Raw genomic sequence first — 15567 nt, 5'->3', positions numbered from 1 at the left:
GTTTAATTCAGTACTCAGGCCGCTCCAGAAACGGCACTCATACCATTAAGCCAACTCATCCAGTCCGGCACGAATTGGCGCAATCAACTCAACTACCGCAGCAGCGATATTTTCTGGAGACTGATCTGCCATAGAGCCCATGCGCTCTACCAGCAGACTGCCCACCACGACGCCATCTGCGTACTGACCAATAGCTTTCGCCGTGGCTGCATCTTTAATCCCAAACCCTACACAAATAGGCAGTTCGGTTAATTGTCGCAGCTCGGTCAGTTTTTCTTCGACTGAAGCGAGATCCAGGTGTCCGGCACCCGTCACCCCTTTCAATGACACGTAGTACAAAAAGCCGCTGGCCAAATCCACAATGCTCTGGGCTCTCTCACGGTTGGTCGTCGGTGCCAGCAAAAAGATATTTTCAATATTGACCTTTTTCAGTTCAGTATTGAGATCCGCAGCCTCTTCCGGCGGCAAATCCACCGTCAGCAAACCATCGACACCGGCTTCGCTGGCCTGCACTGCAAAGGATTCATATCCCATACGTTCTACAGGGTTCGCGTAACCCATGAGTACTACTGGCGTCTCATTATTCGTTTCACGAAACGCCTTGACCACGGCCATTGTAGACTTCAATGAGGTCTTATTGGCCAGTGCACGCTCATGTCCCAGTGCAATGACCGGTCCTTCAGCCATGGGATCCGAAAAAGGGACGCCCAACTCAATAATATCAACACCTGCATCAACCATTGCGTGCATAGTCGTCAGTGTAGCATCCGGAAACGGATCACCATTGACAATGTAAGTTACGAGCGCCTTGCGCCCTTGTTGTTTGGCGTCTGCCAGACGGGCCGTTATACGATTCATCAATATTTACACCTTAATGCCGTCGATCGCGGCAACCGTCAGGATATCTTTATCGCCTCGTCCTGACAGATTCACTACGATCACCTGATCTTTATCCATGGTGGGGGCCAATTTCGCCGCGTATGCCAGTGCGTGACTGGATTCCAACGCAGGCATAATGCCTTCCACACGGGTTAACTCGCGAAATGCAGCCATAGCCTCATCATCATTGATGGCCACATACTCTGCCCGGCCGATATCCTTCAACCATGAATGTTCAGGGCCAACACCCGGATAATCCAGGCCGGCAGACACCGAATGGGTCTCAATAATCTGGCCATTCTCATCTTCCATCAGGTAAGTGCGGTTGCCATGCAGGACTCCCGGAATACCATCATTCAAGGGCGCGGCATGCTGACCCGTTTCCACACCATGGCCTCCGGCCTCAACGCCATAGATTTTGACGCCCTCATCTTCCAGGAACGGGTGAAACAAACCAATTGCGTTGGAACCACCACCGACACAGGCCACCAGTGCATCAGGCAATTTACCAGCCTGAGTCAAACACTGCTCGCGAGCCTCACGTCCAATTACGCACTGAAAATCGCGCACCAATTGCGGATATGGGTGCGGGCCAGCAACGGTGCCAATAATGTAAAAAGTATCATCGACATTGGTCACCCAGTCACGCATAGCCTCATTCATGGCATCTTTGAGGGTGCGAGAACCTGACTCAACCGGGTGAACAGTGGCGCCAAGCAGTTTCATGCGATAAACATTCAGGGATTGACGCTGAACGTCTTCCGCCCCCATATACACTTCACACTTCAACCCCAGTCGAGCGGCAACAGTCGCAGAAGCAACACCGTGTTGCCCCGCTCCGGTTTCGGCAATGATGCGGCTTTTGCCACTGTATTTGGCCAGTAAAGCCTGACCAATGGTGTTGTTCACCTTGTGGGCACCGGTGTGATTGAGATCTTCACGCTTCAGATAAATCTGAGCGCCACCCAATTTGTTACTCCAGCGCTCGGCATGGTACAAAGGCGATGGTCGCCCAACGTAGTGAGCCAGATCTTTATCAAATTCCGCCTGAAAATCAGGATCATCTTTCAGACGAGTGTACATTTGCTCCAGTTCATCCAGAGCAGGCATCAGAGTTTCTGACACAAAGCGTCCACCATAGGGACCAAAGTGCCCTTTGGAATCTGGAAACTGGGAATAGTCTACAGCCGATTTTTTCTCTACATCACTCACTGCTTATCTCCGCTTTGCATGGCGTACAAACGCCATCATTTTTTCGGTGTCTTTTTTGCCGGGAGACGCTTCTACGCCACCACTGACATCAACACCATAGACCTGTGTGGACTCAACAGCTGTTGCAACATTTTCGGGGTTGAGCCCTCCTGCGAGCACTACCGGTACAGAACTTTGAGCAGGAACTCGCTGCCAATCAAAGGTTTCACCGGTTCCACCGGGAACACCGGGTCGGTAAGCATCCAGTAAAATACCTACCGCAGAAGAGAACTTCGCCATCGCTGTTGATACATCAAGATCATCCTTCATTCGTAACGCTTTTAAATACGGTCGCTGAAACTGCTGGCAGTAACTTTCGCTTTCATCACCGTGGAATTGCAACACGTGAAGTGGCACGTGATTAAGCACATTGGTGACAAACTCGGAATCAGCATCCACAAACAGCCCCACAACCGTAACAAAGGGCCCTACCTTGCGGGCAATTGCAGCGGCCTGCTCTACCGTTACGGCTCGCGGACTTTTGGCAAAGAAGACCAGACCAATAGCATCTGCACCTGCCGCGACAGCTGCCTCAGCATCAGCTGTCGAGGTAATACCACAAATCTTTACGCGAACCTGAGAGAGCATATGGAGCCTTACTTTCGATGATCACCAATATTATTGAACACCGGATAAACAAGCTTGCCTGCGACGGTTTTCGCTCGCGACAATTCCTAAATAAAGAGGTGGATATTACCAGATTAGGCCTGAAAATACTGTATTCAACCCTCGCCAGCACGAAATTCACCGAGTTTTTCCGCAAAGAAAGCAGGCCCCGGCAAAGTTACCGGTAACTTGAAGTGTTCCGGGTAATCAATCGCCACCAGATGCAAACCATTAGGCTTCGCTGTCACGCCGGCCTTGCGACGGTCCCGCGCCTTTAACACATCTGCCGCCCACTCCTCAGGCTGCTCTCCAACCCCAATCGCCAATAGCACTCCCATGATGTTACGCACCATATGATGCAGAAAGGCATTAGCCTGGATCTCCACCACAATCAGGTCACCTCGGCGGGCAATATCCAGATAATGAATACATCGCACCGGGCTGTGCGCCTGACACTGAGACGCCCGGTAAGAGGTAAAATCATGCTCACCTACCAGCGCTTGCGCCGCGCGCCACATGGCAGCCTCATCAACTGATTCCCGCACCCATGTCATTTGTTCAAACCCCAATGCCGGGCGGGACGAGGTATTGGCAATAACATATCGATAAGTACGAAACCTGGCACTAAAGCGGGCGTGAAAATAAGGCGTCACCTGTTTAGCCCACTTGATACTGACACTGTTTGGCAGAAGCGCATTCACACCTCGGATCCAGGCCTTTAAAGGTCTTACGGAGAGCGTATCAAAATGGACCACTTGATTTGTGCCGTGCACACCCGTGTCGGTTCTGCCTGCGCACACCAACGTTATTGATTCGTCAGCAACCCGGGATAAGGCAGACTCAAGCCTGGCCTGGACCGTATCGACTCCGGAAGGCTGCTTTTGAAAACCATGAAACTGGGCCCCATTGTATTCAATACACAGAGCCACCCGTTGCATTCCCTCGGGAAAAACGCCCTCCTCCAGAATTTCCACATTACGGGAGTAAGGCTTTTGCCGAGGCGGATATAGTTCAGACATGATCGGAATCAAATACTCAGTTAATCGAAAACAATAACAGTCAGAAAGCCCGTCCGGAGAAGAGTCGGTCAGGGCCCTTTTTATTTGAAGAAATTAATGAAAAAGGCCTTGTGTACAATGTACACAAGGCCTGTCGTCACCCATGAGGATTACAGATGCAGTTAGCCGATGCGAGTCAGGAGCTCTTCAGCTTCTTTTTTCTGCGTATCATTACCCTCGACAACCACCTCACCCAAAATATCTTTGGCACCATCCTGATCACCCATATCAATATAGGCACGAGCCAAATCCAACTTGGTGGCAGCTTCATCGGTATCCGCCAGGAAATCGAGCTCTGCGTCGAAATCCTCATCACTCATGTCGCCATCCATTACATCTTCCGGAGTAGGCAGTTCAGAAACTGCCTCGGAAAACATATCATCCTCACTGGCTTCTGAATTGAACTCTTCTGAATCAAGTCCCAGGTCTGCTGCCAGATCAAACTCCTCAACAGGAGCTTCAGCCTCTGTGGTTTCCTCCAGAGTTGGAACATCATCCATCGACAAATCGAGATTATCCTCTGAAGCATCAGATTCAAAATCAGCCAGGTCCAGATCAAAATCGACATCCGACTCAAATTCCAGCTCAGAATCCAAATCAGACTCTGACGTGGTTTCTTTATCCGCTTGTTCATTCAGCGAATCCAGAGCCACATCATCAAGATCCAGGGAAAGCTCTTCGCTGTCAGAGCTATCAAACTCCAGACTGCCAGCATCAAACTCATTACTCTCAACATCGTCCAACTCCAACTCAGAGGTCAGCTCGAGCGAGTCATCAGATGCAAATTCTTCACCGGCGAAATCCATATTCTCCGACAGTGCATCCACTTCTTCGTCCAGAGCAGCAAGATCCATGTCTTCCATTTCCAGATCGAATGTATCGTCCTCCTTGTCTGAGGAATCCAGCTCCAGGTCCAGCGGCTCTTCGTCCAGGTCACTATCGGACAGATCCAGACCCAAAGAATCCTCAGAGTCACTGAGATCGAAAGTCAGATCTTCAGCCTCACCGGCAGGCTTCTCATCTGCTGGCTCATCAGCCAATACGTCAGACAAGTCCAACTCCAAAGAGTCATCCGTTGCCGCATCGTCCAACTCCAACTCAAAGGAATCGGCGTCCAGATCGTCAGCGTCTCCCAGCTCAAACGACAACTCTTCCTCGGGCTCTTCTGCTTTAGCTGTTTGCTCTCCGGAAGTCAGCTCGGACTCAAAGCTCAGACTGAAATCCTCACCGATCGCAAAATCTGAATCACTGCCAGCTTCAGCTCCGTCATCCAGGCTGAGATACTCATCCGAATCGACTTCGGAGTCATTCTGATCTGAATCCCCCAAATCAAACTCGAGCTCTTCATCAGCCAGAGAGAACTCATTCTCATCCTCTGCTTCAGTGTATGCTGGAGCATCGGCAAATTGTTGTCTCAGGTCATCAGCACGGGCAACCGCCGCCGCATCGCCCTGCGTAGCAACCTCACCATATTGCTGATCGAACTTATCCAGATCTTGAGTTTCGAGGTAAACCTCCATCAACTTCAAACGAGCAGCAGTGTTAGTGGAGTCCAGCTCCAAAGCGCCCTGAAGCATTTCTTCGGCTTGATCGAACTTGCCATAGGCAATGTAAATATCGGCTTCACCAACCGCATCACCGGTTTGGGATTCGGTCGGCGCCTCGGAAACCAGCTCATCTTCGTCTGACAGATCAAAATCGTCGTCAGCCATATCAAAGTCGTCAGCAACGCCAGATTCGATCGCAGCATCAATATCCGCTTCGGGTTCTTCTGGCTCAACCGCTGAGGCTGCCGGGGCATAACCCTCGTCCAGATCCTCTTCCTCATCTTTACGGCGACGCAACAGCAGAAATACGCCCGCCAGGATGGCCGCTGCACCTGCGCCGATATAGAGAATATTGTCCATGATCATATCCATGAACGACGGCTCTTTCGACTTGGCAGAACGAACGACTTTAGATGAATCGGCTTTAGTCGCATCTTTAGCCTTTGGCTGTTCAGCAGGCTTAGCCGCATCAGGTTGGGCAGCTACAGGAGCTTCACCCTGTTCTGCAAATTGCGGATCTGCGGACGACTGAGCAACCTCCTGTGATTCAGAAGAATTACTGGCTGCTGCTTGCTGTAAGGCCTGAAGCTCTTTGTTGGACACCTCCAACAGACGCTCCATGGTTTCAATTTGCTCTTCCATTTCTGCAACGCGGTCTTTCAATTCCGCGTTTTCGCGACGAGAGCTGTCCAGCTCTTCCAAGGAAATGGCCAATTCATTTTGCAGCGCAGCTGTATCGCCACCCACTTCACCAGCGGCACGCCCGGATTGCACGGAATCAGAGGTATCTGCACCAGCAACGGTTAAGCGACCAGACACCCCATCACTGGAACTACCAGCAGATGCTCGCTGACGCTTACTGCCTTCCAATTGGGGAGCGCCGGTATAATCGGACCACTCAGAGTTTTGCTGAGCGACTTCACTGACTGCTTGCTGTGCACCGACATTCTCGATATCCGAGCCCGTTGGCACTCGCAACACCTGCCCTTTACGCAACAGGTTGATGTTGCCATTAATAAAGGCCTCAGGATTTAAACGCTGGACCGCCAACATCGTCTGCTGAACTGAATATTGACGACTTGGACGAATCTTTAAGGCAATCTCCCACAGAGTATCGTTTGAACCAACAGGCCCATAGACATCCCCCTGATAGGCAGGCGTGCTACGAGACTGACTGGTCCGGGAAGCAGACGATTGAGAGGAGTCACTGGTCGCACCCGACTGGGAAGTCGTAGAGCTGGAGTTTTGAGCAGAGCTGCGAGTTGTTGTACGAGGAGTCGACGTGCTGGCGCTCTGGACGGGTGCCGCCTTCTGGTCAGAGAAGGTGGGCAAATCCATTAGCAGAGTGTATTCGCGAAGAATCCGCCCATTGGGCCACTGGCTTTCCAGCAGGAAGTTAAGGTATGGCTCCCTCACAGGCTTTTTACTGGTGACCCGAATCACGGGACCAGAAGGAGCGTCCATATCCACTTCAAAACGCAAATCGGTGAGGAAAAAGACCCGATCAATGCCAGCACGCTGGAAATCATCATTAGACGCCAGATCCACCAGGATCTCGCTCTTGGTCAGATCCCGGACCTGAAGAAGCTTGATCTCCGCTTCCAGGGGCTCATTCAGTCTTGACTCTAACTTAATCTCACCCAAACCAAGTGCGCTGGCCAACTGGGCACCTAGAGTACCTGCTAGACCTACTGCTAACGCCAGCTTACGTAGACGCATAGAACGTTCCTTTTATTATCTCCCTGGCCCCCAAGTGCCACCCCATAATTTGTTCCGATATCCATATCGGCATGGCTCAGGTGAACCCGACTACGACTCTGTTGATGACAATTAAGGTTCAGGCGTTGCCCAAACCTCGAACAGATCTTCACTAATGGCCGTAAGTATTCATTATAAATAGCTTTTTATCAACAACACGGCTGGCCCACCGCCATTGATGGCGAGCGCTTTGCACTCATAACTTGACGTGCGCCTCATTTTTCCAAGTGAGACTCTTGACAGGCAACAGGGTATATTGATCACAGAAAGCACTTTGAGCGTCAGGATAAAACAAAAGAGCAGTCGGGCAAAGGGGTTTTACTGCCACATCAGAGACGTCCGGACCAGAATCCGGATCAGAAATTCAAAATAGAGAAAAACAGAGCGAAAAGCAGGATTAAAGACGAATCAGAGAGGACAAATGAGCAGTATCGATGAAACACCCTGCCGGGGCCGAGCCCCGAACAGAGTATTCAGAAACAATTAAGCTTCAATCAGGATGCGCAACATACGGCGCAGAGGCTCCGCAGCCCCCCAAAGCAACTGATCACCTACGGTAAAGGCATTCAGATACTCAGGCCCCATATTCATCTTACGCAGACGCCCTACGGGAACGGACAAAGTTCCGGTTACTTTGGTAGGCGTCAGCTCTCGCAGAGTTGCATCGCGGTCATTCGGTACAAATTTGGCCCACTCATTGGCTTCAGACAGAATTGACTCTACCTCGATCAGAGGCACATCCTGCTTCAACTTGATGGTCAGTGCCTGACTGTGACAGCGCATGGCGCCGATGCGCACACAGGTACCATCGATAGCAATCGGCGAATCACTGCGGCCAAGAATCTTGTTAGTTTCTGCCTGCCCTTTCCATTCTTCGCGACTTTGGCCATTATCCAGCTGTGTGTCGATGAAAGGCAGCAGACTGCCGGCCAGAGGATGCCCAAATTGATCCGTTGGGAAACTTTCACTGCGCATGGTATCTGCAATTTTTCGGTCGATATCCAGAATTGCGCTGGCTGGATCAGCCAGCTCAGGGGCCACCGCATCACGCAATGATCCCATTTGCGAAATCAGCTCACGCATATTCTGAGCACCGGCACCACTGGCAGCCTGATAAGTCATCGCGGAAACCCACTCGATCAAATCAGCCTTGAACAATCCACCCAGCCCCATCAGCATCAGACTGACAGTACAGTTACCACCAATGAAATTCTTAACCCCATTGGTCAAACCGTCTTTAATTACATTCTGGTTTACAGGATCCAGAACAATAATGGCGTCGTTCGCCATCCGCAGACTCGAGGCTGCATCGATCCAGTAACCTTTCCAGCCACTGGCACGCAGATCAGCAAAAACAGACTTGGTGTAATCGCCACCCTGACAGGACACAATCGCGTCCATAGCTGCCAATTCTTTAATATCACGCGCGTCTTTCAGGGCAGGAATATCCTTGCCAATCGCTGGGCCTTGCCCACCCACATTGGAAGTCGTAAAAAATATTGGCTCAATATCGGCAAAATCATTCTCTGCCAACATTCGTTCCATCAACACGGAACCAACCATGCCACGCCAACCTACAAAACCTACACGCATCGTACCCTCTCAATTACGTTTGAAAGTGGAAAAATTAAGAAGTGGGATAATAACACATCTAACAAAAGAATGCCGGAGTAGCCAGGAAGTCTACCACGGCAAAGTGGTCAAAATTCCCGACACTCCGGCATGGAGAGTGCTTTCTATGGGGCTGACGACAGCAAGTCGCCCCCCAAAGATCAACCAGCTGCCAGCAAAGCTTCTACCACAGCGTCACCCATTTCGGTGGTTGATACGCGGGTCATACCCTCAGACATGATATCTCCGGTTCGCAACCCCTGATCCAAAACACTGGATACCGCTGCTTCAACACGGTCTGCAGATTCACCGGCGCCCAACGAATAACGCAACAGCATGGCTGCAGACATAATAGTCGCCAACGGGTTGGCAACACCCTGCCCGGCAATATCCGGGGCGGAACCGTGGGAGGGTTCGTAAAACCCCTGACTGCCCTCATTCAGTGACGCCGAAGGCAGCATGCCTATTGAGCCTGTGAGCATGGAAGCTTCATCCGACAGGATGTCGCCAAACAAGTTGCCAGTTACAATGACATCAAATTGCTTTGGATTCACAACCAGCTGCATAGCCGCGTTGTCCACATACATGTGGCTCAACTCGACATCCGGATAATCTTTGGCAACTTCTTCCATGATTTCACGCCACAACACCGACACTTCCATCACATTGGCCTTGTCGACAGAGCAGACCTTCTTGCCACGCTTTTGAGCCGCGTCGAAAGCGACCTTACCAATCCGACGAATTTCAGACTCACTGTAAACATCGGTATTGAATCCCTGACGCTCGCCATTTTCAAGGGTGCGAATACCCCGCGGACCACCAAAATAGATACCGCCGGTCAGCTCACGCACTATCAGAATATCCAAACCGGCTACCAGCTCGGGCTTGAGTGGCGAAGCATCCGCCAATTGCTTGAAGGTAATCGCAGGGCGCAGGTTGGCAAATAAATCCAGATCAGAACGAATGTCCAGCAGCCCCGCCTCGGGACGCAGGTGACGCTCAGTCTTTCCATCCCACTGCGGACCACCTACGGCGCCAAACAAAATAGCGTCTGCTGCACGCGCCTTTTCACGGGTCTCTTCAGGATAAGGGTGGCCATATTTGTCGTAAGCACGACCACCCAGCATACCCTCTACAAAGTTCAGGCCCAGGCCGTCTTTTTCATTCACCGCTTCGAGCACTTTACGTGCTTCGGCGATGATCTCGGGACCAATACCGTCCCCTTCCATGATCAGTACATTCTTGCTCATGTTATTAACTCCTCTTATGCGGGCTTGATGGCCCCAAACAGCCAGGGTGTTTGCTGCTTGCGTTTCTCTTCGTAAGCACGGATTGCATCCGCATCCTGCAAGGTCAAACCGATGTCATCCAGACCATTCAACAGGCAATGCTTACGGAACTCATCGATTTCAAAACTGAACGATTCGCCTGATGGCGTCTTCACTACTTGCTCGGCAAGGTCGATGGACAATTCATAACCTTCTGTGGCGTACATTTCCTGAAACAACTGCTCAACCACTTCTGCTGGCAAAATAATCGGCAGCAATCCGTTTTTGAACGAGTTGTTAAAGAAAATATCCGCAAAGCTCGGTGCGATAATCGCGCGGAAACCGTAATCATCCAACGCCCACGGGGCGTGTTCGCGACTTGAACCACAACCAAAGTTTTCACGAGCCAACAGGACTTTTGCGCCCTGATAGCGAGGAAAGTTCAGCGGAAACTCTTCATTTAACGGACGCCCAGTACAGTCCTGATCCGGCAAACCTTCATCCAGATAGCGCAGTTCGTCAAACAGATTCTTGCCGAAACCGGTGCGCTTGATGGATTTCAAAAAGTTTTTCGGAATGATCATGTCCGTATCAACATTGGCGCGATCCATAGGAGCGGCAATGCCAGTAACCTGAGTAAAGCTTTTCATCAGTTTGCTCCTTATGCCTGAGCCGTGAGATCACGGACATCGATAAAGTGACCGGCTACAGCTGCTGCAGCGGCCATTGCAGGGCTCACCAAGTGCGTACGACCACCGTACCCCTGACGACCTTCAAAGTTACGGTTTGAGGTAGACGCGCAGTGCTCGCCATTGCCCAGCTTGTCAGCATTCATGGCCAGACACATGGAACAGCCCGGCTCACGCCATTCAAAACCCGCCTCCACCAGAATTTTATCCAGACCTTCGGCTTCGGCCTGAGCCTTCACCTGACCAGAACCGGGAACCACCATCGCCTGAATAACGGAACTGGCCACCTGGCGACCTTTGGCAACTTCCGCTGCGGCGCGAATGTCCTCGATACGGGAGTTAGTGCACGAGCCGATAAATACACGATCCACAGAGATATCAGTAATCTTCTGACCCGCTGTTAATCCCATGTACTGAAGTGCGCGCTCGATACCTGACTTCTTCACAGGGTCTGCTTCCTGGGCCGGATCTGGCACACTGGCATCCACTGGCAGCACCATCTCTGGAGAGGTACCCCAGCTCACCTGCGGCATGATGCTCGCACCATCGATTTCAACAACCTTATCGAACTCTGCGTCGGCATCACTGACCAGCTCTTTCCAGTTGGCCACGGCCTCTTCCCACTGAGCTTCGTTCGGTGCGTAAGTACGGCCTTTGACATAATCGATGGTCGTATCATCAACAGCCACCATGCCCGCACGGGCACCCGCTTCAATAGCCATGTTACAGACCGTCATGCGACCCTCCATGGACATGTCACGGAACACCTGACCGCCAAATTCCATGGCATAGCCAGTTCCGCCGGCTGTACCAATTTTTGCGATGATAGCCAACACCACATCTTTGGGCGTAACACCGGGAGCCAATTCACCATCAACCTTGATCAACAGGTTCTTCATTTTCTTGGCGACCAGACACTGGGTCGCCATAACGTGTTCAACCTCTGAGGTTCCGATACCGTGAGCCAATGCACCCAAGGCCCCGTTGGTAGCAGTGTGCGAATCACCACAGACAATGGTCATACCCGGCAGGCAGGCACCGCTTTCAGGTCCGATTACGTGTACGATCCCCTGGCGGTCGTCGTTGATTTTAAACTCAACAATGCCAAACTCATCGCAGTTGTCGTCCAGAGTCTGCACCTGAATACGGGAGACTGGATCCTCAATTCCCTCAACACCAGAAGCACGCTCAACAGCGGTAGTCGGAACATTGTGATCCGGCGTTGCCAGAATGCTGTCTACACGCCAGGGCTTACGACCGGCCAGACGTAACCCCTCAAACGCCTGAGGCGTGGTCACTTCGTGAATAATGTGACGATCGATATAAATCAACGCCGAGCCGTCATCTCGCTCTTTTACGAGATGGGCATCCCAAAGCTTGTCGTAGAGGGTTTTACCCGCCATTGGAAACCTCACTTGTACTTATCAACGGTTGTTTTGGAACAATTGTATTGGACCTGCTTCAGGGCGCAGCCCAGCGCCGCACGTCAGGTCTCGAATTCATTTTTTACGAAAGCCAGTTTACTGACCCGCCTCAAATAAGACAAATTCATCTTTTTTATAAATTGCATTCCTTTTAGGAATGCAATTTAATGGAGCCATGGACACTCAACACCTGAAAGCCTTTATTACCGTTGCCAATCTGGAATCCTTCACCGATGCCGCTGAACGCCTGCATTTAACCCAACCAGCGATCAGCAAGCGCATTTCGGCGCTGGAACAACAATTGAATTGCCGGCTGTTTGACCGTATCGGCAGAAAAATCGCCCTGACCGAAGCCGGACGCGCCCTTTACCCCAAGGCTGAAAAAATATTACAGGATGTCAGCGATACCGAACTGGCCCTATCCAACCTGTCTGGAAGCATAAGCGGCACCCTTAAACTGGCAACCAGTCACCACATTGGCCTGCATTACCTGCCACAATTTCTTAAGTCCTATACCCAACGCTACCCGCAGGTGTCGCTGGAACTGGACTTTATGGATTCTGAAAAGGCCTACGCAGCGGTAAGCCGGGGGGATATTGAACTGGCCATCATTACCCTCTCTTCAGAGCAACCACCAAATATAGAGGCCGTGCCACTTTGGGAGGACCCTTTGTCATTCGTCGTGGCTCCGGATCACCCGCTGGCATCCACAACTGCACCAGATTTGACTCAGCTGAGCCAATACCCGGCCATCCTGCCCGACCCGACAACCCAAACCACCCAGCTTGTAAAACAAATTTTCGAACGCAACCATTGCGAACTCAGAATCAGCATGCCGACCAACTATCTGGAAACTATCAAAATGATGGTGTCGATTGGACTGGGCTGGAGCGCACTGCCGAACACCATGATAGATGATCAGCTACATCCGGTAGTCGTGGAACAAATGTCTTTGACTCGCCAACTGGGCTGCATTCACCACAAAAACAGAACGTTAAGCAACGCCGCCAGTGCATTTCTGAAAGCCTTACAGTGAAGAGAGATGAACAGAAGAAAACCTGGCACGACACACCACGCCATGCCATGCCACAAACAGTAAAAGCGGTCTTTACATTCACTACTTTAGCTTATCAACCAGCTCCCCTCTCACCCCCCAAAACACCAGAGCAAAAGCCAATGCTGCAAACAATGTACTAAGCGCAAATGATGCAACCGGACTTACGGTCCAAATCCATCCACTGAGTAAAGCCCCCGCTGCACCACCAGCCCCAAAACTGACTGAGCTGTAAAGCGCTTGCCCCTGCCCCTGGTTTCCACCTTGAAAAAAACGTCGTATTAATTCAATGGAAACCGCGTGAGCTGTACCGAAAGCAAAGGCATGGAGCAACTGGGCAAAAATCAAGGCACCTAAATAAGGGTAACATCCTATAATCCACCAGCGTATCACCGTCGCAAAGAGGGTCAACAACATGATCTGTCGCAGGCTAAAATGATTCATAATGTGGTGCATATACCAGAACACGACCACCTCAGCGACTACCCCCAGGCCCCACAGTAAACCAATCGAGGTGCGGCTGTACGCCAGGCTTTCAAGGTACACACTGTAAAATGTGTAATAACTTCCAAAACTGACCTGCAACAAAAAAGAAGCCAGCAGAAAAGACAAAACCGGCTTTGAGAAACAAACCTGCCAGAAGCCCTCTTCAAGGTGATGCTCGGTGTGTGTTGTTATCTGCTCTTTAATACTTAACGAGCTGACCCACATGAAAAACAACATGGCCAAGGCGGCAATGGGCATATACAACACCGACAATTTGTCGAACACATATCCCAACACCACCACGGCGACAATAAAACCGACCGACCCCCACAACCTGATACGCCCGTAATAATGCGTCATCCCGTCGAGGAAGTTGAGTGTCACCACTTCAAACTGGGCAAGCACGGCATTCCAGAAAAAGCTGTAGGCCGCAATGATGAGCACAACCCACCAAAAGCCGTTCATCCACAACAAGAAAGAAAAACTGATGCAAGCGAGCAGTGAACCCAAACGAATAATGAAGAGTCTGCGCCCGCTACGATCGGCCAGCCACCCCCAAATGTTGGGCGCAACAATTCGGGTGGCCATCATAACGGCAAAAACCTGGCCTATCTCAGCCGGAGAATATTCAAGGGACTGAAGATACAGCCCCAAGAAAGGCACCATGGTGCCCAGGAGAGCAAAATAGAAAAAGTAAAAGCCGGAGAGACGCCAATAGGGAATCTTCCGGCCTGATATCCCTTTCAGAGACACGTATAAGAGACAAGTAGGTTTACTGGGAATCGCTTCCTGGAGCGGCGGAAGGTATCACCGGGATATTGTGTTCAACACCACCGTTCTGCCCTCGATGACGGAGCAAGTGATCCATAATAACCAATGCCATCATGGCTTCGGCAATTGGAGTAGCACGAATACCAACACAGGGATCGTGACGGCCTTTAGTAACCACTTCAACGGGCTCACCGTGTACATTCACACTACGGCCAGGCAGATGCAGACTTGAGGTTGGTTTCAGAGCCAGACTGGCGACCAAGTCCTGGCCTGTGGAAATACCCCCCAACACACCGCCAGCCTGATTCGACAGGAAGCCTTCCGGAGTGATTTCATCACGATGCTCGGTTCCCTTCTGCTCGACACAATCAAAACCCGCACCGATCTCAACACCCTTGACAGCATTGATGCTCATCAGAGCGTGAGCGAGATCCGCATCCAGACGATCAAAGATGGGCTCACCCAGACCAGGAGGCATGCCAGTAGCAGTGACTGAAATCTTGGCACCAATGGAGTTGCCTTCTTTATTCAGAGCCTGCATGTATTCTTCCATTTCAGCCACTTTGCTGGCATCCGGACAGAAGAACGGATTGTTATGGACCTCGTTCCAATCGACCGTTTCGATTTTAATCGGGCCCAGCTGCGACAGGTAACCCTGAACTTCGATCCCGTGGAATTCTTTCAGGTACTTTTTCGCAATCGCACCAGCGGCCACTCGCATGGCGGTCTCACGAGCGGATGAACGGCCACCACCGCGATAGTCGCGTACGCCGTATTTCTGCATGTAAGGATAATCTGCGTGAGCCGGACGGTACTGATCTTTGATATTGGAATAATCCTTGGATCGCTGATCGGTATTTTCGATCAACAGACCAATCGGTGTGCCAGTGGTTTTGCCCTCAAACACGCCGGACAGAATTTTCACCTGATCCGCTTCACGTCGCTGGGTGGTATAGCGGGACTGGCCCGGCTTGCGGCGGTCCAGATCATGCTGCAAGTCTTCTTCTGTCAGTGACAGGCCCGGAGGGCAACCATCAACAATGCAGCCCAAAGCCAGGCCGTGGCTCTCGCCAAAGGTGGTCACTGTGAATAGCTTGCCAAAGGTATTACCGGACATATCAAACTCGTTAATTGCTGATTACATTATATGGGCTGCTTGTGGAGC

General features: G+C 51.2%; 12 protein-coding genes. 1 reads left to right on the top strand and 11 read right to left on the bottom strand.

Annotated elements, in window-relative coordinates:
* Window positions 1-45: 45 nt before the first annotated feature.
* The 9 genes from trpA to leuC form a co-directional block, all read right to left on the bottom strand.
* Window positions 46-858 carry a tryptophan synthase subunit alpha gene (trpA, locus tag KOI40_RS10865; RefSeq protein ID WP_216097530.1) on the bottom strand — a complete coding sequence of 271 codons (813 nt, stop codon included), beginning with the start codon at window positions 856-858 and terminating at the stop codon, window positions 46-48.
* Window positions 859-864: 6 nt separating this feature from the next.
* A complete protein-coding gene (trpB, locus tag KOI40_RS10860; RefSeq protein WP_216097529.1) occupies window positions 865-2091 on the bottom strand; it encodes a tryptophan synthase subunit beta in 1227 nt (408 codons plus the stop codon).
* Window positions 2092-2094: 3 nt separating this feature from the next.
* Window positions 2095-2718 (bottom strand): phosphoribosylanthranilate isomerase, encoded by a 624-nt coding sequence (locus KOI40_RS10855; protein ID WP_216097528.1) that lies wholly within the window; start codon window positions 2716-2718, stop codon window positions 2095-2097.
* Between the two features lie 134 nt (window positions 2719-2852).
* Window positions 2853-3755, bottom strand: coding sequence for a tRNA pseudouridine(38-40) synthase TruA (gene truA / locus KOI40_RS10850; RefSeq protein ID WP_304504204.1), 903 nt, complete (start codon window positions 3753-3755; stop codon window positions 2853-2855).
* A gap of 161 nt (window positions 3756-3916) precedes the next feature.
* Window positions 3917-7060: a FimV/HubP family polar landmark protein gene (locus KOI40_RS10845; protein ID WP_216097527.1), complete on the bottom strand. Its 3144-nt coding sequence runs from the start codon at window positions 7058-7060 to the stop codon at window positions 3917-3919.
* Between the two features lie 522 nt (window positions 7061-7582).
* Window positions 7583-8692, bottom strand: coding sequence for an aspartate-semialdehyde dehydrogenase (gene asd, locus KOI40_RS10840; RefSeq protein ID WP_216097526.1), 1110 nt, complete (start codon window positions 8690-8692; stop codon window positions 7583-7585).
* A 179-nt stretch (window positions 8693-8871) separates the two neighbouring features.
* Window positions 8872-9960 (bottom strand): 3-isopropylmalate dehydrogenase, encoded by a 1089-nt coding sequence (leuB, locus tag KOI40_RS10835; RefSeq protein WP_216097525.1) that lies wholly within the window; start codon window positions 9958-9960, stop codon window positions 8872-8874.
* 14 nt (window positions 9961-9974) lie between these two features.
* A complete protein-coding gene (leuD, locus tag KOI40_RS10830; protein WP_216097524.1) occupies window positions 9975-10628 on the bottom strand; it encodes a 3-isopropylmalate dehydratase small subunit in 654 nt (217 codons plus the stop codon).
* A gap of 11 nt (window positions 10629-10639) precedes the next feature.
* Window positions 10640-12070, bottom strand: coding sequence for a 3-isopropylmalate dehydratase large subunit (gene leuC / locus KOI40_RS10825; protein ID WP_216097523.1), 1431 nt, complete (start codon window positions 12068-12070; stop codon window positions 10640-10642).
* 196 nt (window positions 12071-12266) lie between these two features.
* Here leuC and KOI40_RS10820 point away from each other — a divergent pair, with 196 nt between their 5' ends.
* Window positions 12267-13127, top strand: a complete 861-nt coding sequence (locus KOI40_RS10820) for a LysR family transcriptional regulator (protein WP_216097522.1) — start codon at window positions 12267-12269, stop codon at window positions 13125-13127.
* An 81-nt stretch (window positions 13128-13208) separates the two neighbouring features.
* Here the strand turns inward: KOI40_RS10820 and KOI40_RS10815 are convergent, their stop codons facing one another.
* A complete protein-coding gene (locus KOI40_RS10815) occupies window positions 13209-14384 on the bottom strand; it encodes an MFS transporter (protein ID WP_216097521.1) in 1176 nt (391 codons plus the stop codon).
* 19 nt (window positions 14385-14403) lie between these two features.
* The gene (aroC, locus tag KOI40_RS10810; protein ID WP_216097520.1) at window positions 14404-15519 is read right to left on the bottom strand and encodes a chorismate synthase; all 1116 of its coding nucleotides are present in this window, start codon (window positions 15517-15519) and stop codon (window positions 14404-14406) included.
* Window positions 15520-15567 lie beyond the last annotated feature (48 nt).

This window comes from Pseudomaricurvus albidus, assembly GCF_018863235.1.
Classification (GTDB): Bacteria; Pseudomonadota; Gammaproteobacteria; order Pseudomonadales; family Cellvibrionaceae; genus Pseudomaricurvus; species Pseudomaricurvus albidus.
Note: the sequence above shows the minus strand (reverse complement) of the source record. Positions and strands in the feature narration are given on the sequence as shown.